The sequence below is a fragment of the Stenotrophomonas lacuserhaii genome (genome assembly GCF_039674585.1).
Taxonomy (GTDB): Bacteria; Pseudomonadota; Gammaproteobacteria; order Xanthomonadales; family Xanthomonadaceae; genus Stenotrophomonas; species Stenotrophomonas pennii_A.
Genome location: NZ_JBDJNU010000031.1, coordinates 1 through 23,187, shown reverse-complemented (window position 1 = coordinate 23,187; position 23,187 = coordinate 1). Strand labels below are relative to the sequence as shown.

The following is a 23,187-nucleotide window of genomic DNA, read 5'->3' as shown; positions in this document are numbered from 1 at the left end:
ACCTTGCGGATCAGGCCACGCTGGCCTCGGCGTGCTCGGCGCGCAGTTCGGCCGCGGCGGCCACCAATGCTTCCAGCGCCGCGCGGGTTTCCGGCCATCCGCGGGTCTTCAGGCCGCAATCCGGGTTCACCCACAGCTGTTGTGGCTTCAGCACCGCCAGCGCCTTGCGCAGCAGGGCCACCATCTCCGCCTTGTCCGGCACGCGCGGGGAGTGGATGTCATACACGCCCGGCCCGATCTCGTTGGGATAGTTGAAGCGCACGAAGGCATCCAGCAGCTCCATCCGCGAACGCGAGGTCTCGATCGAGATCACATCGGCATCCATCGCCGCCACCGAGTGGATGATGTCGTTGAACTCCGAGTAGCACATGTGGGTGTGGATCTGCGTGGCATCGCGCACCCCGCTGGTGCTGATCCGGAACGATTCCACCGCCCAGTCCAGGTAGCCGCGCCAGTGCGCGCGGCGCAGCGGCAGGCCTTCGCGGATCGCCGGTTCGTCGACCTGGATCACGCCGATGCCGGCCGCCTCCAGATCGTTCACCTCATCGCGCAGCGCCAGGGCGATCTGCCGGCAGGTGGCGTCGCGTTCCTGGTCGTCGCGCACGAACGACCACTGCAGCACGGTCACCGGGCCGGTCAGCATGCCCTTCATCGGCTTGCGGGTGAGCGACTGGGCGTACTGCGACCAGCGCACGGTCATCGGCTGCGGACGGCTGACATCGCCGAAGATCACCGGCGGCTTCACGCAGCGCGAGCCGTAGCTCTGCACCCAGCCGTTGCCGGTGAACGCGAAGCCTTCCAGCTGCTCGCCGAAGTATTCCACCATGTCATTGCGCTCGAATTCGCCGTGCACCAGCACGTCCAGTCCCAGTGCTTCCTGCACGCGCACGCAGTGCGCGGTGTGCTGCTCCAGGAAGGCCTCGTAGGCGGCCAGCGACAGCTTGCCCGACTTGTGCCGGGCGCGTGCTTCGCGCACGTCCAGGGTCTGCGGGAACGAGCCGATCGTGGTGGTGGGCAGCAGCGGCAACTGCAGCGCGGCGTGCTGGGCCAGGCGGCGCTGCGGGTAGTTGCCATGGCGCCGGGCATCGGCGGCGGACAGGCTGGCCAGCCGCGCGGCGACGGCCGGGTCGTGCACGCGCGGCGAGCGACGACGGGCCTCGAGCGCCTCGCGATTTGCGCTCAGTCCGGCGTCCGCGGACGGCTTGCCATCCAGGGCGTCGGCCAGCACACGCAGTTCTTCGAGCTTCTGCCGTGAGAACGCCAGCCAGCTGCGCAGCTCCCCGTCCAGCTTCTTTTCCAGCGACAGGTCCACCGGCGAATGCAGCAGCGAACACGACGGGGCCAGCCACAGCAGGTCCGCACCGCGATCGGTCTGCGCGTAGCGCGCCAGGATCAGCGCATTGTCCAGCTGGGTGCGCCAGATGTTGCGGCCGTTGACCAGCCCGGCCGACAGCACGCGGCCGGCGGGCAGCGCCTGCAGCACGGCATCCAGCTGTTCCGGCGCGCGCACCAGGTCCACGTGCAGGCCGTCCACCGGCAGGCTGGCGGCAAGGCCGAGGTTGTCATCCAGCGCGCCGAAGTAGGTGGCCAGCAGCAGCTTCGGTCGTGCAGCCGCCTTCGCGCCCAGCACGGCATACGCGCGTTCGAAGGCCGCGCGGGCGGCCGCATCCAGGTCCTGCACCAGCACCGGTTCGTCCAGCTGCACCCAGTCCGCACCGGCCGCCTCCAGCCGGACCAGCAGGTCGACATAGCACGGCAGCAGCGCATCCAGCAGGTCCAGCGCGGCCGAACCATCGGTGGTCTTGGACAGCAGCAGGAAGCTCACCGGCCCCAGCAGCACCGGGCGGGTGTGGATGCCCAGCGCCCTGGCTTCGTGGAATTCGGCCAGCGGCTTGTCACCGCGCAGCGCGAACGCCTGCCCGGCCTGCAGTTCCGGCACCAGGTAGTGGTAGTTGGTGTCGAACCACTTGGTCATCTCCAGCGCATGCAGGTCGATGCCGTCGCGTTGCAGGCCGCGGGCCATCGCGAAGTAGGCAGCCAATGGCTCGCGACCGGCCAGCTGTCGGTAACGTGCAGGAATCGCATCGAACAGGAAGGCGGTATCCAGCACCTGGTCGTACAGGCTGAAATCATTGCTTGGTGGCACGTCCACGCCGGCCTCGATCTGCAGCCTCCAGTGCCGTGCGCGCAGCGCGGCGGCGCTGGCCTGCAGGGTGGCGATGTCATCCTCGCCACTCCAGTGGCGTTCAAGGGCCCGCTTCAGTTCGCGCTTGGCGCCGATGCGGGGGAAACCCAGGTTGGTAACGGTGGTCATTGCAGCGTGTCCTCATTGCAGGTCGGCATTGAGGAACGAAGGAACTGCAGGGCGCCGCGCGCCGTTGCCGGCCCACGTCCCTCCTGCCAGCGACCTTCGCCCCCGCGGGCGAACCGGATGCCGTGGACAGGCGCACGTGCCGACGCGTCCCGCTGGCGACGGGACGGCATGGGCCGGGCAACCTCCCCGCGGAGATTCCAGGTCGAATCGAAGGACGCTCAGGTCCTCCGGCCGGGGCCGGTATTCGGGCTGTTGGACACGGGCATTGCCGCCCACCTAGCGTCCGCCGCTTCCCAGGCCGTGGCCCAGTGCTGTTGGCGGAGGTCGTTTCCATTCACCGCTGCGGGGCAGCTCCGGAATGCGTGCACGCGGCACGGGCACCGGATTCCCGTTTAAATCCATCCTTTCATTCGCATGAAGAGATGGATACCTTCGGCGAGCACAAGGTAGGCCGAAGCACGGCAGCGGTCAAGGGGGCCTTCGTTGCACTGCATCCAATGCGCTGCCCGCTGCGTATCTGTCCATGAGCTCCCTGCGGACCCCGCCATGCGCCCCTTCCTGCTGCCCTGCCTGCTGTTGCTTGTTGCAGAGTTTCCGCCTGCCGGTGCCACGGTGCTGCGCGTGGAAGGCGAGGCGCTGGCGCCGAAGGGCGGCCGCGCCCTGTACCGCGAAACCCATTACCTGCAGGACGTGGGGGCGCAGCAGGCGCGGCTGGTGCTGTACCGCTGCAACGATGGCCGCGCATTCGCGCGCAAGTGGATGCCGGCCGCCGCCAATGCGCAGGCACCGGATTTCGAGTTCATCGATGGCCGCGACGGACGCCGGGAAGCGGTGCAGGCCCAGGGTACGCAGCGCCGGGTCAGCATCCGCGGCGCCAGCGGTGCAGCCGATGCCGCCAAGACCCTGGACATGCCCCGCGGCGGGGTGATCGACGCAGGATTCGATGCGGCCGTGCGTGCGCACTGGTCCGCGCTGCTGCAGGGCGATACGGTCGCCCTGCCGTTCCTGCTCACCAGCCGCCAGCGCTGGGTACCGGTGAAACTGCGCCGGGTCGGTGCGGTGGACTGGCAGGGGCAGCCGGCCGAGCAGCTGCAGATGCAGCTGGACGCCTGGTTCGGCTTCGCGGTGCCGGCGGTGAACGTGGTGTACGCGCGCGCTGATCGCCGGCTGCTGCAGTTCGAAGGGACCGGCAACGTGCGCGACGCCGACGGCAACTGGCCGCAGGTACGCATCCGCTTCCCCGGCGCGCCGCGGCCTGCCAGCGAAGGCGAGCTTTCCGCCGCACGCACGCAGCCCCTGGTGGCTTCATGCACGCGATGATGTACTTGCGGTATGCGCGCCGAGCAAGGAGGATGCAGGTCTGCCCCTGTGCCACCCGGAGCCTGCAATGCCCCAGCCGGACGCCCCCGACGGTGCCGACGCGCGCCGCCTCGACGCCCTGCTCGAACAGGTGGCGACGCAGGATCGCGATGCCTTTGAAGCGCTGTACCAGCAAGCCGGGGGACGCCTGTTCGCGATCTGCCTGCGCCTGCTGCGTGACCGCGGCGAAGCCGAAGACGTGCTGCAGGAGGTCTTCGTGACCGTCTGGCACAAGGCCTCGCGCTTCGATCCCGGCAAGGCGTCGGCGATGACCTGGCTGTCGATGCTGGCGCGCAACCGGTCGATCGACCGCCTGCGCGCTGCGCCGCCGCGCGCGCTCGACGATGTGTCCATCGCCGAGGAACTACCCGATGGCGACCTGCAGCCGGCCCAGCTGGCCGAGCGCAATGATGAAGACGCGCGGCTGCAGGATTGCATGCAGGCGCTGGAACCGCGCCGGCGCAGCCTGATCCGCGCCGCCTTCCTTGACGGCGCCAGCCACGATGAACTGGCGCGCCGCCTTGCCACTCCGCTGGGTACGGTGAAAAGCTGGATCCGCCGCGGCCTGGCCCAGCTTCGGGTGTGCCTGGAACCATGAACATCCGTGACCTCCACCACGAAGACGGGCAGCCGCCGAGCGCCGACCAGCAGGCCGGTGAGTACGTGCTGGGCGTGCTGGACGCCGCACAACGCCGCGAGGCCGAGCAGCGCATCAGTTCCGACGCGGGCTTCGCGCGGCTGGTGGACCAATGGGAACAACGGCTGGCGCCGCTGCTGGACGAAGTGGGCAGCGCCCCGGTGCCGGCCCATGTGTGGCTGCGCGTACGGCGCGAACTGGGCTGGGCGACCTTCGACGCCGCCCCGAACGCGCGTCCGTGGCAGCGCACCGGCTTCTGGCAGGGGGCCACCGCACTCGCCGCCGCGCTGGCGCTGGTCGCGGTGTTCACCCGGCCGGCACCGGATGCCCCCGTACCCACCCCGGTGGCGGTTACCCCGGCACCGACCCCGGCGGTCGAGCCGGAGCAGGCGACGCGTCCGGTTACCCCGCTGCTGCATGACGATGGCCGCGCCGGCTGGCTGGCTTCAGTCGATGCCACGCTGGGCAAGGTGCTGATGGTGCCGGTGCCGTCGGCGCCGGATGCCCAGGGCCGCGCGCCGGAGCTGTGGGTGATCCCGGCCGGTGGCGCACCGGTGTCGCTGGGCCTGGTCTCCAACGACCGCGCCCACACCGTGGACGTACCGGCCGCGCTGCGTTCGGCGCTGGTCAACGGTTCGGTACTTGCGATCACCCTGGAACCGTCGGCGGGCGCGCCGCACCCGGCGCCGAGTGGTCCGGTGGTCGCCAAGGGAGACATCGCCAACCTGTAACGATCCGGGGAATTTATTTTCCGGAAGCTGCATCCACGGGGCCGCTGGCACCGTATCTCCTGTCAGTAGACCCAGGAGGGATGCACGATGTCGGCCACACCCGCAGTACCGCCGCCCCGCCCGCGGCGCTGGTCCACCCTGTTGCGCTGGTTCGATACCGCCGGCAGGGAACCCAGCGCGGCCGACGCCGCCGAAGCCGATGGCAAGCGCATCGACTGGCTGCGTGCGCTGCCGTTCGTGGGCCTGCACCTGGCCTGCGTGGCGGTGATATGGGTGGGTGTCTCATGGGTGGCGGTGGCCGTGGCCGCGCTGCTGTACGCGGTGCGGATGTTCGCCATCACCGGCTTCTACCACCGCTATTTCTCCCATCGGACCTTCCAGACGTCGCGTGCGGTGCAGTTCCTGTTCGCGGCCATCGGTGCGTCCAGCGTGCAGCGTGGGCCGTTGTGGTGGGCTGCGCACCACCGCAGCCACCATCGCCATGCGGACCAGCCGCTGGACCCGCATTCGCCGCGTGAACACGGGTTCTGGTGGAGCCACATGGGCTGGTTCCTGACCCGCGAAGGGTTCCGCACCGACTGGGCGCGGATCCCCGACCTGGCCCGCTTCCCGGAACTGCGCTGGCTGGACCGTTTCGACACGCTGGTGCCGGTCGCGCTGGCCGCTGCGCTGTATGGACTGGGCGCGTTGTTGCAGCACGTGGCACCATCACTGGGTACCAGCGGCCCGCAGATGCTGGTCTGGGGCTTCTTCATCTCCACCGTGGTGCTGTTCCATGCCACGGTCACCATCAATTCGCTCGCCCATCGCTTCGGCCGGCAGCGCTATGACACCGGTGATGACAGCCGCAACAACCTGTGGCTGGCGCTGCTCACCTTCGGCGAGGGCTGGCACAACAACCATCACTTCTTCCCGGGTACCGCGCGCCAGGGCTTCCGCTGGTGGGAAGTGGACATCACCTGGTACGGGCTGCGGCTGATGCAGTCGCTGCGCCTGGTGCACGGACTCAAGCCGGTGCCGGCCTGGGTGCTGGCCAAGGCAAAGGACTGACATGCGCATCGCCGTCATTGGTTCGGGCATTGCCGGACTGGCCAGCGCATGGTGGCTGGACCCGCAGCACGAGGTCACCCTGTTCGAGGCCAACGATTACCTGGGGGGCCACACCCACACCCACGCGTTGCAGGTGGATGGCCGCGCGGTCTCGGTGGACACCGGCTTCATCGTGTTCAACCCGCAGCACTATCCGCTGCTCAGCGGGCTGTTCGACGAGCTCGGTGTCGCCTCGCAGCCGACCACGATGAGTTTCTCCGCCCACAGCGAACGCAGCGGGGTGGAGTACAACGCCACCTCGTTGAACGGGCTGTTCTGCCAGCGCCGCAACCTGCTGTCGCCGCGCTTCTGGGGGATGCTGGCGGACCTGCGGCGCTTCTACCGCGAGGCGCCGGCCCTGTTGCAGGGCGACGAGGCCGGGCCGACGCTGGGCCAGTACCTCGACGACCATCATTACGGCGAGGCCTTCATCGAAGAGCACCTGCTGCCGATGGCATCGGCCCTTTGGTCCTCGCCGGCGACCTGCGTGCGCGACTTCCCGGCGCGCTACCTGGTGCAGTTCATGGCCAACCACCAGATGCTCCAGCTCACCGGCCGCCCGCAATGGCGGGTGGTGCAGGGCGGATCGGCGCGTTACGTGGACGCGCTGCGCCAACGCTGGCAGGTGCGTGAGCGGCTGGAGTGCCCGGTGCTGGCGGTGGAACGGCTGGCCGATGGCGTGCTGGTGCACACCGCAGCGGGTGCGGAAGGGTTCGACCACGTGGTGATGGCCTGCCACAGTGACCAGGCCCTGTGGCTGCTGCAGGATCCGGACATGCTGGAACGCAGCGTGCTCGGTGCCATCCGCTACCAGCCCAACGAGGTCGTGCTGCATACCGATGCCAGTCTGTTGCCGCGCAACCGCGCGGCGTGGGCGGCCTGGAACGCGCACGTGCCGCGCGATCCGGCGCAGGCCTGCACGGTGACCTATTGCATGAACCTGCTGCAGGGCCTGGACACGCCGACCCCGCTGCTGGTGACGCTCAACCGCAGCGCGGCGATCGACCCGTCCAAGGTGCTGCGTCGACTGCGCTACGCGCACCCGGTGCACGACCACGCCATGGTCCGTGCGCAGCGGCGATGGCACGAAGTGCAAGGGCGCCGCCATACCTGGTTTGCCGGCGCGTACTGGGGCTGGGGCTTCCACGAAGATGGCATCCGCAGCGCGCGGCGCGTGGTGGATGCGCTGCACGCCATGAGTGCGCAGACGCATTGGCCGCGTCACGAGGAAACCACCGCGTGAGCACCAGTGCGATCTATCGTGGCCATGTCGTGCACCGCAGGCACCTGCCGCATGCGCACGCCTTCCGTTATCCGATCGCGCAGCTGCTGTTGGACCTGGACGAAGTGGACCGCGTGTTCGACCGGCGCTGGCTGTGGTCGGTGGGTCGCCGCAACCTGGTCGAGTTCCGTCGCAGCGATTACCTGGGCGACCCCGGCCAACCGCTGGCCGAGGCCGTGCGCGACCGCGCGCAGGCCGCGCTTGGCCACCGTCCGCTGGGCCCGGTGCGCCTGCTCGCCCACCTGCGCCACGCCGGCCATGTGTTCAATCCGGTCAGCTTCTACTACTGCCATGCGGTGGACGAAACACTGGAGTGCATCGTCGCCGAGATCACCAACACGCCGTGGAAGGAACGCCACGCCTACGTGTTGCCGGTCGCCGATGCGCAAGCGCGTGGACGCGCACTGCGCTGGCGTTTCGACAAACAGTTCCATGTTTCGCCGTTCATGCAGATGGACTGCGGTTACGACTGGCGCTTCACCGTGCCCGGCGACGACCTGCGCGTTCACATGCAGGTATGGCGCGACGGCCAGCGCCAGTTCGATGCGACCCAGTCGATGCAGCGCCGCGCGCTGGACGGCCGCGGGCTGGCCATGGTGCTGGCCCGGCACCCGCTGATGACCCTGCAGGTGGTCGGCGCGATCCATTGGCAGGCGCTGCGCCTGTGGCTGAAACGCAATCCGGTCCACGACCATCCTTCGCTTGCTGGGAAACACCAATGAACGACATGAGCCACTGCATGGCCCTGCCACGGCCCGGGCGCCTGGACACTTTCCTGCGCCGCCAGCTGCTGGCCAAGCTGGGCGCGCTGCGTGACGGCCGCCTGCGGGTCCGCGACGCACTCGGTGAGGTGGTGCTCGGCACGCAGGGCAGCGGCCCGCTGGTGACGGTGACCGTCGATGACCCGGCGTTCTATCGCGCGGTGGCGACCCAGGGCAGCGTGGGCGCCGGCGAAAGCTATATCCGCGGTCACTGGCGCTGCGATGACCTGGTGGCGCTGGTGCAGCTGCTGGTGCGCAACCGTGTGCTGCTCGACGGCGTGGAACGCGGTCCGGCACGGATCGGGGGCTGGGCGCTGAAGGCCTGGGCACAGCTGCGCCGCAACACCCGTGAAGGCAGCCGACGCAACATCGCCGCGCACTACGACCTGGGTAATCCGTTCTTCTCGCTGTTCCTTTCCAAGGACCTGATGTACTCCTCGGCGCTGTTCGAAGACGGCGATACGCTGGACGCGGCATCGCAGCGCAAGCTCGCGCGCATCTGCGAACAGCTGCAGCTCAAGTCCACCGACCACGTACTGGAGATCGGTACCGGCTGGGGCGGGTTCGCGTTGTACGCGGCACGCCACATCGGCTGCCGTGTCACCACCACCACCATATCGGTGGAGCAGCACGCACTGGCCAGCCAGCGCATCGAGGCAGCCGGACTGCACGACCGGGTGACCCTGCTGCTGAAGGACTACCGCGACCTGGACGGGCAGTACGACAAGCTGGTGTCCATCGAAATGATCGAAGCCATCGGCGCGCAGTACCTGCAGACGTATTTTGCGACCCTGACCGGCCTGCTGAAGCCCGAAGGACTGGCGTTGCTGCAGGCGATCACCATCGAAGACGAGCGCTACCAGCAGGCCCGGCGCAGCGTGGACTACATCAAGCGCTTCGTATTCCCGGGCAGTTTCATCCCCTCGCTGAACGCCATGCTGGCGGCCAAGACCCGCAGCAGCGACCTGCAGCTGATCGGCCAGATGGACTTCGGGCAGTCCTACGCACTGACACTGCGCGCCTGGCGCGAGCGCTTCCTCGCCCAGCTGCCGGCGGTGCGCGCCCAAGGCTTCGATGAAGACTTCGTCCGCCTGTGGGAGTTCTATCTCGCGTACTGCGAAGGCGGCTTCCTGGAGCGCTCGATCGGTGTGTCGCAGCTGTTGCTGGCGCGACCGGGCTACCGTCCCGCGTCGCTGGCTGGAGCCCACTGACATGCACTTCTGGGGCAACGTGATCGGCAACCAGCTGGTGTGGTTCTGCGCGGTGGCCGGTGCCGGGCGCGGGCTGTACTGGCCGGCGCTGCTGGCGGCAGCGGCCTATGTGCTGAGCCAGCTGCTGCTGTCCCCGCACCCGGTGGTGGACCTGAAGCTGATCGCGCTGGCGATCGGCTGCGGGCTGGTGGTGGACGGCGTGGCCGGTGCTTCCGGACGGGTGGTGTATGCCGCAGGCAACGCCGAACGCGGGCTGGCGCCGGTCTGGATCCTTGCGTTGTGGGCATCGTTCGCGATGACCCTGACCGTCTCTTTCGCTGCCCTGCAGCGCCGGTGGCGGCTGGCCGTGCTGGTCGGCCTGCTGCTGGCCCCCCTGGCCTATGTCTCGGCTGCGCGGGGATTTTCTTCGGTGCGTTTCGCCGCGCCGGCCTGGCAGGGCATCGCCTTGCTGGGCATCGGCTGGGCGCTCGCGCTGCCGCTGCTGGCCACCTGCGCGCGGCGCTGGCAGCCGGCGCGCCGCGCCGACCCCATGGAAACAGGAGAAACACGATGAAGCTGTTGTGGTGGGTGTGGCTGTATGCCGCCGTGGTGATGAGCTGGGGCTGGTGGTGGCAACGCCGGCACCAGAACATCGGCGTGGTGGATGTGTTGTGGGCCAAGAGCGTTGCCGCCGCCGCGCTGCTGCTGGCGCTGCTGGGGGCCGGCGCGCTGCTGCCACGGCTGGCGCTGGGCGTGCTGGGCGGGCTGTGGGGAGCCCGTCTGGCACACCACCTGTGGCGGCGCGTGCGCAGCGAAGAAGAGGACGGTCGCTACCGCTACCTGCGCGATCACTGGCAGGGCCACCAGGGCAGGATCTTCGGCTTCTTCCAGGCCCAGGCGCTGCTGGTGGTGCTGTTCGCCCTGCCGTTCATCGCGGTGGCGCAGAACCCGCGCGGCGATGGTATCGGCTGGGTGCTGGCAGCGGTGGCGACGTGGGTGCTGAGCGTGGGTGGGGAGAGCCTGGCCGACCGTCAGCTGGCACGCTTCCGCGCCGACCCGGCGAACAAGGGTCGCACCTGCCGCGAAGGCCTGTGGCGCTATTCCCGGCATCCCAACTACTTTTTCGAATGGCTGCACTGGTTCACCTATGTGCTGCTGGCCGTGGGTTCTCCGCTGTGGTGGCTGGCCTGCGCCGGCCCGGTGGTGATGTACGTGTTCCTGCGCTGGCTGAGCGGCGTGCCGTTCACTGAAAAACAGGCGCTGCGCAGCCGCGGCGAGGACTACCGTGATTACCAGCGCAGCACCTCGATGATCTTCCCCTGGTTCCCCCGAAAATCCGCTACATCCAAGGAGCTGCGCTGATGAGCACCCAATTCCAGAGCCTGCCGTTGCCGGACCCTGCCGCCGGGCTGACCGGCCTGGCCGAACGCGGGCTGCTGCCGGACGCGCTGCTGCGTTACGGCATCCGCCGCCAGTGCGCGCAACGCCTGCGCGAGGAGTTCGAAGGCGGCACCGAAGCCCAGGCAATGCGCTTTTCCGAGCGCATCGCCGAACTGGCGGGCAGCCCGCTGGCCCTGCACGTGGATGCGGCCAACCGCCAGCACTACGAAGTGCCGGCAGCGTTCTTCCAGGCCTGCCTCGGCAAGCGGCTGAAGTACAGCAGCTGTTACTACCGCACCGGCACGGAGACGCTCGACCAGGCCGAAGAGGCGATGCTGGAACTGTACGCGGAGCGTGCCGGGCTGGCCGATGGGCAGGACATCCTGGAACTGGGCTGTGGCTGGGGATCACTGACCTTGTGGATGGCCGAACGCTATCCACACGCACGCATCACCGCGGTGTCGAATTCGCACGGGCAACGTGCGCACATCGAGGCGCAGTGCCAGGCACGCGGGCTGCGCAACGTGCAGGTACTGACCCGCGACGTCAACCAGCTGGACCTGCCCGCGAACTCCTTTGACCGCGCAGTGTCCATCGAGATGTTCGAACACATGCGCAACTACGACCGCCTGCTCGGCCGGATCGCCCGCTGGCTGCGCAGCGATGGCGCGTTGTTCGTGCATATCTTCGTGCATCGCACCGCGATGTATCCCTTTGAAACCGAGGGCGAGGACAACTGGATGGGGCGGCATTTCTTCACCGGTGGCCTGATGCCGGCAGCGGACACGCTGCTGCACTTCCAGCACGACCTGCAGCTGCAGCAGCGCTGGTTGCTGGACGGCACGCACTACCAGCGCACGGCCAACCACTGGCTGCAGAACCAGGACAGCCAGCGCGACGTGTTGATGCCAGTGCTGCGCCAGACCTACGGTGATGCCGCCGCTGCGCTGTGGTTCCGGCGTTGGCGGATGTTCTGGATGGCCTGCGCTGAACTGTTCGGTTATGAGAACGGCCAGCAGTGGCTGGTGGCCCACTACCTGTTCCGTCCCCGTTGAAGGAGAACGCGATGCGTCTGTCCAGCCTGCTTCCCGTGATCGCGATGGCGTTGTCGGCCAGCGCCTGTTCGTCCAGCCCGGAACGTCCATTGCCGCGCGCGAGCGCCGTGGACGTGCCGCGCTTCATGGGGGATTGGTATGTGATCGCACAGATCCCCACCTTCATCGAACGCAAGGCGTTCGATTCGGTGGAACGCTATGCACTGCGGCCTGACGGGCGCATCCAGACCACCTTCACCTACCGCAAGGGCAGCTTCGATGCACCGCTGAAGACCATGCATCCGGTGGGTAGGGTGGAGGAGGAAGGCAACGGTGCGGTGTGGGGCATGCAGTTCATCTGGCCGATCCAGGCCGAGTACGTGATTTCCTGGCTGGATGCGGATTACCAGCAGACCATCGTGGCGCGCAGCAAGCGTGACTACGTCTGGTACATGGCGCGCACGCCGCAGGTCAGCGAGGCCGATTACCGGCAGGCCATCGAGCGCATCGCCGCGATGGGGTACGACACCAGCAAGATCCGCAAGGTGCCGCAGTCGGAGCGGTAGCGCCGAGCCATGCTCGGCGAGCGCAGCGGCAAAGGCAACGGCGTGACGACCAACGGTCGTCACCTACCAAGGGCCAAGGCGTGACGACCAACGGTCGTCACCTACCAAGGGCCAAGGCATGACGGCCAGCGGCCGACTACCGGGCGCCGCCTTGCCTGCGAAATGCGTCAGGCATCTCATGTGGTGAGAGGCGCTCTTGCCATAATCAGGGTCGAATCCAGCAGAGGGTCGGCACGTGGCAGCCAAGTACTGCGATCTGGTCATGAAGGGCGGCATCACCAGCGGCATCGTGTATCCCAATGCGGTGCTGGCGCTGGCCAGGGAATACCGCTTCAAGAGCATCGGCGGCACCTCGGCCGGGGCCATCGCGGCGGCCGTGGCGGCGGCTGCCGCACTCGGTGATCGCCGTCGCCAGGCGGGCGAAGCGGTGGGTCCGCAGGCCGGCTTCGAGGGACTCGCCGCCGTATCGGCGCAACTGTCCACGCGCGGTTTCATCTACGGGCTGTTCCAGCCCGCACGCGGCGCACGCGCGGCATACCGCCTGCTGGTGGTGCTGGCCAGCCATGCGGGTTGGCCCCGCAAACTGCTGTGCCTGCTGGTCGCGGTGTTCACCATCGCACCGCTGGAAGTGCTGCTGTCGCTGGTCGTGCTGCTGGGTATCGGCCACGGCGCGGGCGGCGTAGCGGGCGTGCTGGCTGCCCTCCTGCCTGCGCTGCTGTGCGCCTATGGCGCGGGCGTGGCCGGCGCGTTGCTGCGGGTGGCGCGGGTGGCCCGGGGCAACCTGCTGGGACTGTGTAATGGCCGCGGCGACGACCCACGGCGCCCCGCGCTGACCGACTGGCTGCACGATGCGCTGCAGCGGTTGTCGGGCAAACCAGACGACCAGCCGCTGACCTTCGCCGACCTGCACGCCGCGCCGCGCTATGCCGATGAACCGCAGGATGACCGGGCGATCACCCTGCAGATGATCAGCACCTGCGTATCGCACAACGAACCGCGTACGCTGCCGTTTTCCGAAGCGCGCTTCTGGTTCCTGCGCGAAGAGTTCGATCGCCTGTTTCCGCGCAGCGTGGTGGACTGGCTGGTGGCCGATGCCGGCGCACCGGAGCAGGTCGACGGAAGGCGGTACTACCGGCTGCCGCCGGAAGGCCAGCTGCCGGTCCTGGTCGCCACACGGATGAGCCTCAGCTTTCCGCTGCTGATCAGTGCGGTGCCGCTGCATGAGCCGGCACGTCACGCTGCACCCGCGCAGGGCAACCGGGCCGAGCCCGGACGTGGCGGGAAGAACGTGGCCGACAGCATGGAGGGCCTGGCCAGCGGGGGCCAGCAGGGAGCGGCCGCGGCCGGCTCATCGATCACCGGCTACCGCCGTTGCTGGTTCTCCGATGGGGGTATCAGCAGCAATTTTCCGATCCACCTGTTCGACGCCGCACTGCCGCGCTGGCCGACCTTCGCCATCAATCTGGTTTACCCCGGCGATGCGCGGGAAGTGCCCGAAGCGGGCGATGCGCAGCAGGCGCTGGAACGCGCGGTGGTACTGCCCACCGGCAATCGCGAACGCTGGCAGCGCGGTTACCGCGATATCGCTTCGCCGGTGGCCGCCACCGAGCTGACCCGGTTCCTGTTTGCCATCGTCGCCACCATGCAGAACTGGCGCGACCTGCTGCAGGCCCGCGCGCCCGGCTATCGCGACCGCATCGTGCACGTCGCCCTGGAGGGCGACGAGGGTGGCATGAACCTGGACATGCCGCAGGAGGTGCTCGGTCGCATCGCGCAGAAGGGCACGCTGGCCGGCGAGCGCTTCTGCCGTTTCTCCTTCGAGAACCACTACTGGATACGGTGGCGCAATGCCGCTTCGGCCTACCAGCGCTACACGCTGGAAGTGTCGCGCACCGATGCCGCGGGCCAGCAGGTGGTGGCCTACCGCGCCGCGTATGCCAGCGTCGCGGCAGGGCAACCGGCACCGCCATCGTATCCGCTGGGATCGCAGGAAAAGCGTCGCGCATCGCAGGCGCTGTACGCGCTGATGGTGGAGCAGGGCGCAAGCTGGGATGACTGCGGTCCAGACCTCACCGACGGTGCCCCGCGCCCGCTGCCGCAGATGAAGGTCACCCCGATCTACTAGGTAGTGACGGCCGCTGGCCGTCATTCCCGTTGGACGGCCAGCGGCCGTCCCTACCTTTCCCGTCAGCTCAGCGTCCCGGCAATGGCACGAACGCGCGCTGCATGCAGTCTTCGCGCGGGCATACCCGGCAGCCGGGGCCGATCGACACCGAATTGCCCGGGCTCTGGATATCCAGCCCACGCGTGTACACCAGCCGCTCGGCGTGCTGCAGGTCGCAGCCCAACGCCACCGCGAAGGTCTTGCGCGGCTGGCCGTGGCCGACCGGCCCGCTGCTGACCTGCCGCGCCAGCCAGAAATGGCGTCGTCCATCGGGCATGCGCGCGGTCTGGGTGAGGATGCGCCCGGGCTGGTTGAACGCCTCGTACACGATCCACAGCGGACACGAGCCGCCGACCTGCGAGAAGTGGAAATCGGTGGCCGAATGCCGTTTGGACACATTGCCCGCCCGGTCCACGCGGATGAAGAAGAACGGCAGGCCGGGTGCACTGCGCCGCGCCAGCGTGCTCAAGCGGTGGCAGACCGCCTCGAAGCCCACGCCGAACTGGTGGGCGAGCAGTTCGATGTCATAGCCACTGGACTCGGCCGCGCGCAGGAACGGGCCGTACGGCATCACCAGCGCACCGGCGAAATAATTGGACAGGCCGATGCGTGCCTGCGCGATGCGCTCGTCATCGTGGAAGCCGGCCCGCTCGATCACCACATCCACCTGTTCGGCATGGCCGCGCAGCGCCAGCTCGGCCGCCATCTGGAACGCCTGCTGGCCCGGTTCCAGGTAGTCCGGCAGCCACAGCGTGCGTGCCTGGCGGTCCATCACGCGTTTCTCCCGCCCGGCCTGCAGCGGGGCCACTTCCACCATCACCCCGTGGCGGTCGGCCAGCAGCTGGCGCAACCGCGGCGCCATGTGGCCCACGGTCAGGCCCCACTCGGCGAACAGGCGCTCGGCCAATGCGTCCAGTTCCGGGATGTGGTTGTGCATGCGGTTGAAGAAATCGCGCACCTGGTCGCCGGCCGGCAGGCTCATCCCGGCGCCGGGCTCACCCAGCTGGAATTCCAGCGCGGCGGCGTGTTCGCGCAGCGCCAGATGGCGCCGGTGCAGGTCCAGCAGGGCCTGGCTGACCTGGGGCAGGTTGCCCGCCAGTGCCCGCAGTTCGTTGGCGCTGACATCGGCCAGGCCGAGGTCGCGCAGGGTCTGCCCCAGTGCCTCCTGCAGCGCGGCCGGGCCGCCCGCGTCGAACAGATCGCCCAGTTCACCCAGCACCGCGCGCAGGCGCTGCTGGACCGCCGGGGTCAACGGCCGCTTGTTGCGCTCGATCTGGTTCAGGTAGCTGGCCGAGACGCCGAGCTGCTGTGCCAGCTGCGCCTGGCTATAGCCGCGCTGCTCGCGCAGCTTCGCCAGGCGGAGCCCGAGCTGGCGTTGGGGTGACTCCGTATTCACAGAATTAACAACTTTCGTCGTTCCGGTTGGCCAGATTAAGCGTAGACAGCCCGGAAATCGAGTGGTCGCTTGTGAATAATGCCAAGCATCCCTGAGACCCCACGGTACCGCCATGACTGTTGCAGCGCCCCGTATCCGCCTGTTGATCGATGGCCAGTTCATCGAATCGTCCACCGCCCACTGGCAGGACGTCGTCAACCCGGCCACCCAGGACGTGCTGGCCCAGGTGCCCTTCGCCACCACCAGCGAAGTGGATGATGCGGTGGCCGCCGCCAAGGAAGCCTTCAAGACCTGGCGCAAGACGCCGATCGGCACCCGCGCGCGCATCTTCCTGAAGTACCAGCAGCTGATCCGCGAGAACATGAGCGAGCTGGCCCATACCCTCAGCGCCGAGCAGGGCAAGACCGTGCCGGACGCCGAAGGCGATGTGTTCCGCGGCCTGGAAGTGGTCGAGCACGCCGCGGCGATCGGCAACCTGCAGCTGGGCGAGCTGGCCAACAACGTGGCCAACGGCGTGGACACCTACACCCTGATGCAGCCGCTGGGCGTGTGCGCGGGCATCACCCCGTTCAACTTCCCGGCGATGATCCCGCTGTGGATGTTCCCGATGGCCATCGCCACCGGCAATACCTTCGTGCTCAAGCCGTCCGAACAGGACCCCATGGTCACCATGCGGCTGGTCGAACTGGCGCTGGAAGCCGGCATTCCGAAGGGCGTGCTGAACGTGGTGCACGGTGGCGAAGAAGTGGTCAACGCAATCTGCGACCACCCCGACATCAAGGCGGTTTCGTTCGTGGGTTCCACCCGCGTCGGCACCCACGTATACAACCGCGCCTCGCTGGCCGGCAAGCGCGTGCAATGCATGATGGGCGCCAAGAACCATGCCGTCGTGCTGCCGGATGCCAACAAGGAACAGACCCTCAACGCGATGGTCGGTGCCGCCTTTGGTGCCGCCGGACAGCGCTGCATGGCGGCCTCCACGCTGGTACTGGTGGGCGAGGCGCGTTCGTGGGTGCCGGACCTGGTGGCCAAGGCGAAGACGCTGAAGGTCAGCGCCGGTTCGGTCGCCGGCACCGATGTCGGCCCGGTCATCTCCTGCAGCGCACGTGAGCGCGTGGAAGGGCTGATCGCTTCGGGGGTGGAGCAGGGCGCCACGCTGGACCTGGACGGCCGCAATCCGCAGGTGGACGGCTTCGAGAAGGGCAACTTCGTCGGTCCGACGATCTTCTCCGGCGTCACCACCGACATGCGCATCTACCAGGAAGAAATCTTCGGGCCGGTGCTGGTGATCCTCGAAGCGGAAACGCTGGAAGAGGCCATCGCGCTGGTCAACAGCAACCCGAATGGCAACGGCACGGCGGTGTTCACCCAGTCCGGTGCGGCCGCCCGCAGGTTCCAGGAAGACATCGACGTCGGCCAGGTCGGCATCAACGTACCGATCCCGGTGCCGGTCCCGCTGTTCTCCTTCACCGGTTCGCGGGCATCCAAGCTGGGTGACCTCGGCCCGTACGGAAAGCAGGTGGTCATGTTCTACACCCAGACCAAGACCATCACCGCACGCTGGTTCGATGACGAGACGCTCGGCCACGGCGTCAACACCACCATCAGCCTCAAGTAACAACGGAGTTCCAGCCATGAGTAACTCGATGACGACGGAACTCGAAGAAGCGCAGCAGGCCTATCGCGAGGCAGCGCGTGACTTCGCCCAGGCGGAATTGGCGCCACACGCGGCGCGGTGGGATGCGGAGGGCATCTTCCCGCGCGAGGCGATCGCCAAGGCAGGGGAACTCGGGTTCTGTGGCCTGTACATGGATCCCGAGGTCGGTGGCAGCGGCTTGAGCCGACTGGACGCCGCCGTCGTCATCGAGGAACTCGCCAACGTGGATCCGTCCACCGCGGCGTACGTGAGCATCCACAACATGGCCTCGTGGATGGTATCCACGTGGGGCCAGCAGGCGCTTCGCGCGGCCTGGGGCGCGGACCTGGCGGCCGGCATCAAGCTGGCCTCCTACTGCCTGACCGAACCCGGCGCCGGCTCCGATGCGGCGTCGCTGAAGACCACGGCGGTGCGCGATGGCGATGACTACGTGCTCAACGGTTCCAAGGCCTTCATTTCCGGGGCCGGTGCCACCGAACTGCTGGTGGTGATGGCGCGTACCGGTGGCGCGGGCGCGGGCGGGATCAGTGCGATCGCCGTGCCAGCCGACCTGCCGGGCATCAGCTACGGCCGCAAGGAAGAGAAGATGGGCTGGAACAGCCAGCCGACCCGCGGCATCACCTTCGAGAACGTGCGGGTGCCGGTCGGCAACCTGCTGGGCGAGGAAGGTGGCGGCTTCAAGCTGGCGATGAAGGGCCTGGACGGTGGCCGCATCAACATCGCCGCCTGCTCGCTGGGCGCCGCCCAGGGGGCGCTGGATGCTGCCCGCCGCTACATGGGCGAACGCCGCCAGTTCGGCAAGGCGCTGGCCGAATTCCAGGCCCTGCAGTTCAAGCTGGCCGACATGGCCATCGAACTGGTGGCGGCCCGCCAGATGGTGCACACGGCGGCGCGCAAGCTCGACACCGGCGCCAGCGATGCCACTGTCTGGTGTGCGATGGCCAAGCGGTTCGCCACCGATGCCGGCTTCACCATCTGCAACGAAGCGCTGCAGATCCACGGCGGCTACGGTTACATCCGCGAATACCCGATCGAGCGCCTGCTGCGCGACAGCCGCGTGCACCAGATCCTGGAAGGCACCAACGAAATCATGCGGGTGATCGTCGCCCGCCACCTGCTCAACACCGAAGAGGAACTGCGATGAACGATTGGCGCACCCACGATCATGTCGGCCTGAAGGTCGAGGCCGATGGCCACGTCGCGGTCATCACCCTGCACAACCCGCCGGCGCATACCTGGACCGTGCACAGCCTGGCGGCGCTGCGCGACCTGGTTGCTGCGCTGAACACGGACCGCTCCATCTATGCGCTGGTGATCAGTGGCGAGGGCGAGAAGTTCTTCTCCGCCGGTGCCGATCTCAACCAGTTCGCTTCCGGTGACAAGGGCGCTGCGCGAGAAGCCGCGCGTCGTTTCGGCGAAGCCTTCGAGGCGCTGTCCGGCTTCCGCGGCGTGTCCATCGCTGCGATCAACGGCTATGCGATGGGCGGCGGGCTGGAATGCGCGCTGGCCTGCGACCTGCGCATCATCGAAGAACATGCCCAGGTGGCGCTGCCGGAGGCCACCGTCGGCCTGCTGCCGTGCGCCGGTGGCACCCAGAACCTGCCGCGCCTGGTCGGTGAAGGCTGGGCCAAGCGGATGATCCTGCTCGGTGAGCGGATCGACGCCGACACCGCCGTGCGCATCGGCCTGGCGGAACAGAAAGCCGGCAAGGGCGAAGCCAAGGCCTTGGCACTGGAATGGGCGAAGAAGGCTGGCAAGCAGAGCCCGACCAGCATCGCCGCCTGCAAGACGCTGGTGCAGTCCACCCGCACCGGCACCCACGCCGCCGCGCTGGTTGCAGAGCGCGAAGCCTTTGTCGACCTGTTCGACAGCGCCGACCAGGTCGAGGGTGTCAGCGCTTTCCTGGAAAAGCGCAGCGCGCAGTGGAAGAACGCATGACCCGGGAAACCGACATCGTGGTCGACGAGGCACCGGTGCTGTTCGAAGAGCGCGTGGCGGCCAATGGCATGCGCATCGGCGTTGCCACGCTCAACGCGCCGCGTACCTTGAACGGCTTCTCGCTGCCGATGGCGCACCTGCTGCTGGAGCGGCTGCAGGCCTGGGCGAGCGACGGGCAGATCGCGATGGTGGTGCTGCAGGGCGCCGGAGAGAAGGCGTTCTGCGCCGGCGGCGACCTGCACAGCCTTCACCAGAGCATGCTGGCGTACCGCCAGGCAGGCCACGCGGATATCCGCCAGAACGCCTACGCTGCGGAGTTTTTCGATGTTGAATACCGCGTTGATTTCCTGATCCACACTTATCCCAAGCCGATCCTGTGCTGGGGCCACGGCATCGTCATGGGCGGTGGCATCGGCCTGATGTCCGGTGCCAGCCATCGCGTGGTCAGCGAGCGCTCGAAACTGGCGTTCCCGGAGATCACCGTCGGCCTGTTCCCGGACGTGGGCGGCAGCTGGCTGCTGCAGCGCGTGCCGGGCAAGGGGGGGCTTTTCCTGGCGCTGACCGGCGCGCTGCTCGGCCCGGGCGACGCGATCCATGCCGACCTTGCCGACGTGCACATTGCCGAAGTGCGGCGCGCTGAAGTTATCGATGCCTTGCTGCAGGCGGACTGGGGCAGCGACAGCGAGGCCAACCACGGCCGCCTGGACACCCTCCTGCAGTCCTTCGCCAGCGACGCACCCGCGGGGCCGCTGCAGGCGCATGCGGCCGTGCTGGACACGCTGTGCGCCGGCGACGAACTGCCCGCGATCATCGAACGCATCGGCGCCCTGCAGACCGAGGACGCGTGGCTGCAGAACGCGCAGAAGACGCTCGCGGCCGGCGCGCCCGGTTCGGCGCGGCTGGCGTTCGAACTGCAGCGCCGCACCGCCGGCGCGGACCTGGCCAGCGTGTACCGGCTGGAGTACGTGACGGCCCTGCATTGCGCCGCACACGGTGACTTCGCCGAAGGCATCCGCGCGCTGCTGGTCGACAAGGACCGTACTCCGCGCTGGGACCCGGCCACGTTGGCCGACGCCAGCGCGGCGTGGGCAGAGACCTTCTTCATTTCCCCGTGGCCGGCCGACCAGCATCCGCTGGCCGACCTTGGCGCCACCGCTGCTGAAAGGACCGTCGCATGAGTCGCATTGCATTCATCGGGCTGGGCAACATGGGCGGTCCGATGGCCGCCAACCTGGCCAAAGCGGGCCACGCCGTGCGCGTGTTCGACCTGGTGCCGGCCGCCGTGCAGGCCGCCGTGGACGCAGGCGCCACCGCGGCCACCTCTGCACTGGATACGCTGGCCGATGCCGAAGTCGTGATTTCGATGCTGCCGGCCAGCCGCCACGTCGAAGGCGTGTACCTCGGCGACGATGGCCTGCTGGCCGACATCCCGGGCGGCGCCTTGGTGATCGACTGCAGCACCATCGCCCCGGCCACCGCGCGCAAGGTCGCCGAAGCCGCCGCGGCGCGTGGCCTGCAGATGCTGGACGCGCCGGTTTCCGGCGGTACCGCCGGGGCCAGCGCCGGCACGCTGACCTTCATCGTCGGCGGCGAAGAGGACGCGCTGGAACGCGCGCGTCCCTACCTGCAGGCGATGGGCAAGAACATCTTCCATGTGGGCGCCAGTGGTGCCGGCCAGGTCGCCAAGCTGTGCAACAACATGGCGCTGGGCGTGATCATGGCGGTCACCGGTGAATCCATCGCGCTGGGCGTGGCACACGGGCTGGACCCGAAGGTGTTGTCGCAGATGATGGCGGTCAGCACCGGCCGCAGCTGGGCCACCGAAGTGTGCAACCCGTGGCCCGGCGTGCTGGAAAACGCACCGGCTTCCCGCGGTTACAGCGGCGGGTTCGGCAGCGACCTGATGCTCAAGGACATGGGCCTGGCGGTGGAAGCGGCGATGAGCGTGGGCGCCTCGATCCCGCTCGGCGAGCTGGCGCGCAACCTGTATTCGATGAACCACCAGGCAGGCCGCGGCAAGCTGGATTTCTCCAGCGTGGTGCAGCTGGTGAGCAACGAAAAATAGCCCACGGCCAGCGAGTGCTGGCGGGCAGGACGGGGTCGGGGGTGACCAGCGGTCGCCCTGCGACCGACAGCGGTGGGATGGGCGGATGCACGGTCACGACCGGCATCCGCCCATTTTTTTTCAGGCCACGATCAGCTTGACGTCGATGTTGCCCTGGGTCGCATTGGAATACGGGCATACGACGTGGGCCTTCTGCACCAGCTCTTCCAGCTGCTCGCGCGGCACGCCCGGTGCGGTGATGGTCAGCTCGGCTTCGATGCCGAAACCGGTCGGGATCTGGCCGATGCCGACCTTGCCGGCCACGGTGGTGTCCGCCGGCAGCGCGACCTTGGCCTGGCCGGCGACGAACTTCAGCGCGCCCAGGAAGCAGGCCGAATAGCCGGCAGCGAACAGCTGCTCCGGGTTGGTGCCCGGGCCGCCGGCGCCGCCGAGTTCGCGCGGGGTCGACAGCTGGATGTCCAGCACGTTGTCGGAGGAAACAGCGCGGCCTTCGCGGCCGCCGGTTGCGGTGGCCTGGGCGGTGAAGAGAACCTTTTCGATCGACATGGCGGAGTTCCTTGTTGGGGTGGCCGGTTGGCCGGTGAGGTGTACTTTGCGCGCCTTGGCTGGACGTGTGGCAACATCGAGTCCGGAAAACTTGACGGATCGTCCAGCCATGCTTGATCGACTTGAATCCCTGCTCGACCGCTTCCCGGTCAGTGCGCGGCTGCTGCAGGGCGGCCAGGTCAGCGGCCACTGGGTGCCGGCGCAGGCTGCCAGCCGACCGCTGCTGCACCTGCTCAGCCAGGGCGGCGTGGAGCTGGCGGACCGCGATGGCACCCGCCTGCGCATCGACCAGCCCAGCGTGCTGTTGTACGCCCGGCCGCGCGAACATCATTTCAACATCGATGGGGGAGCGCAGGTACCGCTGGTGACGGCCGGTCTGCGCTTCGAAGCCGGCGAAGGCAGCCCGGTGGCCGACGCGTTGCCGAGCCCTGTCTGCCTGCCATTGGCCGACCTGCTGGGCAGCAACGCGGTGCTCGGCGTACTGTTCGAAGAAGCGTTCGCGCAGCGCTGCGGCCGCCAGGCGATGCTCGACCGCCTGTTCGAACTGGTGATCATCCAGGTGCTGCGCACGCTGATGGAAAACGGCCAGATCCAGGTCGGGCTGCTGGCCGGCATGGGCCATCCACGGCTGCGCCACGCACTGGTGGCCATGCATGAGCAGCCGGCGGAAGAGTGGTCGCTGCACGCGCTGGCCGAACGTGCAGGGATGTCACGCAGTGCCTTTGCCGAAGGCTTCCGCGAGGTCATCGGCAGCACGCCGGGGCAGTACCTGCAGGCGTGGCGGACGCGGCTGGTGCAGCAGGCACTGCGCCGTGGCCAGCCGCTGAAGCGCATCGCCGGCGACGTGGGCTACGGCAGCGAAGCAGCGTTGTCGCGTGCGTTCAAGGCGCAGACCGGGCAGTCGCCGCGCGAGTGGAAGCAGGCCGCAAGGTAGCGCCGAGCCATGCGCGGCGAGCGCCCCGCCCTGGTAGCGCCGAGCCATGCTCGGCGAGCGTCGCGCCCTGGTAGCGGGGGGGCCGGGCGCGGGCCGGCCCCCCCCCCGGCGGCCCGGACCCCCGCCCCCCCGCGCGCCGCCCGG

At 68.4% G+C, this 23,187-nt stretch carries 21 protein-coding genes and 1 riboswitch; of the genes, 18 read left to right on the top strand and 3 right to left on the bottom strand.

Going from position 1 to position 23,187, the window contains the following annotated elements; all coding sequences use genetic code 11:
• Positions 1-10 precede the first annotated feature (10 nt).
• Positions 11-2,314, bottom strand: a complete 2,304-nt coding sequence (gene metE, locus ABE522_RS12510; protein ID WP_346591969.1) for a 5-methyltetrahydropteroyltriglutamate--homocysteine S-methyltransferase — start codon at positions 2,312-2,314, stop codon at positions 11-13.
• A gap of 218 nt (positions 2,315-2,532) precedes the next feature.
• Positions 2,533-2,764, bottom strand: a riboswitch (cobalamin riboswitch).
• 96 nt (positions 2,765-2,860) lie between these two features.
• On the opposite strand from metE, the gene ABE522_RS12505 reads away from it, so the two are divergent.
• The 12 genes from ABE522_RS12505 to ABE522_RS12450 all read left to right on the top strand — a co-directional run bounded on the left by ABE522_RS12505 (position 2,861) and on the right by ABE522_RS12450 (position 14,468).
• Positions 2,861-3,634: a hypothetical protein gene (locus ABE522_RS12505; protein ID WP_346591968.1), complete on the top strand. Its 774-nt coding sequence runs from the start codon at positions 2,861-2,863 to the stop codon at positions 3,632-3,634.
• A gap of 67 nt (positions 3,635-3,701) precedes the next feature.
• Positions 3,702-4,271 carry a sigma-70 family RNA polymerase sigma factor gene (locus tag ABE522_RS12500; RefSeq protein WP_346591967.1) on the top strand — a complete coding sequence of 190 codons (570 nt, stop codon included), beginning with the start codon at positions 3,702-3,704 and terminating at the stop codon, positions 4,269-4,271.
• Complete coding sequence (locus ABE522_RS12495) at positions 4,268-5,041, top strand: anti-sigma factor (RefSeq protein ID WP_346591966.1); 774 nt, start codon at positions 4,268-4,270, stop codon at positions 5,039-5,041. The genes ABE522_RS12500 and ABE522_RS12495 overlap by 4 nt, the downstream gene beginning before the upstream one ends.
• Positions 5,042-5,128: 87 nt before the next feature.
• Positions 5,129-6,091 carry an acyl-CoA desaturase gene (locus tag ABE522_RS12490; RefSeq protein ID WP_346591965.1) on the top strand — a complete coding sequence of 321 codons (963 nt, stop codon included), beginning with the start codon at positions 5,129-5,131 and terminating at the stop codon, positions 6,089-6,091.
• 1 nt (position 6,092) lies between these two features.
• Positions 6,093-7,373, top strand: coding sequence for an NAD(P)/FAD-dependent oxidoreductase (locus ABE522_RS12485; RefSeq protein ID WP_346591964.1), 1,281 nt, complete (start codon positions 6,093-6,095; stop codon positions 7,371-7,373).
• A complete protein-coding gene (locus ABE522_RS12480; RefSeq protein WP_346591963.1) occupies positions 7,370-8,134 on the top strand; it encodes a DUF1365 domain-containing protein in 765 nt (254 codons plus the stop codon). The genes ABE522_RS12485 and ABE522_RS12480 overlap by 4 nt, the downstream gene beginning before the upstream one ends.
• On the top strand, positions 8,131-9,384 hold the full coding sequence (locus ABE522_RS12475) for a cyclopropane-fatty-acyl-phospholipid synthase family protein (protein WP_346591962.1): 1,254 nt from the start codon (positions 8,131-8,133) through the stop codon (positions 9,382-9,384). Before ABE522_RS12480 ends, ABE522_RS12475 begins: the two co-directional genes overlap by 4 nt.
• Position 9,385: 1 nt before the next feature.
• Complete coding sequence (locus ABE522_RS12470) at positions 9,386-9,937, top strand: DUF2878 domain-containing protein (RefSeq protein ID WP_346591961.1); 552 nt, start codon at positions 9,386-9,388, stop codon at positions 9,935-9,937.
• Positions 9,934-10,725, top strand: coding sequence for a DUF1295 domain-containing protein (locus tag ABE522_RS12465; protein ID WP_346591960.1), 792 nt, complete (start codon positions 9,934-9,936; stop codon positions 10,723-10,725). Before ABE522_RS12470 ends, ABE522_RS12465 begins: the two co-directional genes overlap by 4 nt.
• Positions 10,725-11,798 (top strand): SAM-dependent methyltransferase, encoded by a 1,074-nt coding sequence (locus ABE522_RS12460; RefSeq protein WP_346591959.1) that lies wholly within the window; start codon positions 10,725-10,727, stop codon positions 11,796-11,798. Before ABE522_RS12465 ends, ABE522_RS12460 begins: the two co-directional genes overlap by 1 nt.
• 11 nt (positions 11,799-11,809) lie before the next feature.
• Positions 11,810-12,343, top strand: a complete 534-nt coding sequence (locus tag ABE522_RS12455) for a lipocalin family protein (protein ID WP_346591958.1) — start codon at positions 11,810-11,812, stop codon at positions 12,341-12,343.
• A gap of 235 nt (positions 12,344-12,578) precedes the next feature.
• Positions 12,579-14,468 (top strand): RpoH suppressor, encoded by a 1,890-nt coding sequence (locus ABE522_RS12450; RefSeq protein WP_346591957.1) that lies wholly within the window; start codon positions 12,579-12,581, stop codon positions 14,466-14,468.
• Between the two features lie 67 nt (positions 14,469-14,535).
• Here the strand turns inward: ABE522_RS12450 and ABE522_RS12445 are convergent, their stop codons facing one another.
• Positions 14,536-15,903 (bottom strand): helix-turn-helix domain-containing protein, encoded by a 1,368-nt coding sequence (locus ABE522_RS12445; protein WP_346591956.1) that lies wholly within the window; start codon positions 15,901-15,903, stop codon positions 14,536-14,538.
• A gap of 112 nt (positions 15,904-16,015) precedes the next feature.
• Between ABE522_RS12445 and ABE522_RS12440 the strand changes: the two genes are divergently transcribed.
• From ABE522_RS12440 to mmsB, 5 genes are read left to right on the top strand one after another with little or no spacing between them, the layout of a single operon-like run.
• A complete protein-coding gene (locus tag ABE522_RS12440; RefSeq protein WP_346591955.1) occupies positions 16,016-17,521 on the top strand; it encodes a CoA-acylating methylmalonate-semialdehyde dehydrogenase in 1,506 nt (501 codons plus the stop codon).
• Between the two features lie 28 nt (positions 17,522-17,549).
• Positions 17,550-18,704: an acyl-CoA dehydrogenase family protein gene (locus ABE522_RS12435; protein WP_474200917.1), complete on the top strand. Its 1,155-nt coding sequence runs from the start codon at positions 17,550-17,552 to the stop codon at positions 18,702-18,704.
• Entirely contained in the window at positions 18,701-19,498 is a 798-nt protein-coding gene (locus ABE522_RS12430) for an enoyl-CoA hydratase (RefSeq protein WP_346591953.1), read from the top strand. The genes ABE522_RS12435 and ABE522_RS12430 overlap by 4 nt, the downstream gene beginning before the upstream one ends.
• A complete protein-coding gene (locus ABE522_RS12425; RefSeq protein WP_346591952.1) occupies positions 19,495-20,676 on the top strand; it encodes an enoyl-CoA hydratase/isomerase family protein in 1,182 nt (393 codons plus the stop codon). The genes ABE522_RS12430 and ABE522_RS12425 overlap by 4 nt, the downstream gene beginning before the upstream one ends.
• On the top strand, positions 20,673-21,563 hold the full coding sequence (gene mmsB / locus ABE522_RS12420; protein ID WP_346591951.1) for a 3-hydroxyisobutyrate dehydrogenase: 891 nt from the start codon (positions 20,673-20,675) through the stop codon (positions 21,561-21,563). Before ABE522_RS12425 ends, mmsB begins: the two co-directional genes overlap by 4 nt.
• Before the next feature lie 120 nt (positions 21,564-21,683).
• Here the strand turns inward: mmsB and ABE522_RS12415 are convergent, their stop codons facing one another.
• A complete protein-coding gene (locus ABE522_RS12415) occupies positions 21,684-22,109 on the bottom strand; it encodes an organic hydroperoxide resistance protein (protein WP_346591950.1) in 426 nt (141 codons plus the stop codon).
• A gap of 109 nt (positions 22,110-22,218) precedes the next feature.
• On the opposite strand from ABE522_RS12415, the gene ABE522_RS12410 reads away from it, so the two are divergent.
• Positions 22,219-23,043 carry an AraC family transcriptional regulator gene (locus ABE522_RS12410; protein WP_346591949.1) on the top strand — a complete coding sequence of 275 codons (825 nt, stop codon included), beginning with the start codon at positions 22,219-22,221 and terminating at the stop codon, positions 23,041-23,043.
• Positions 23,044-23,187 lie beyond the last annotated feature (144 nt).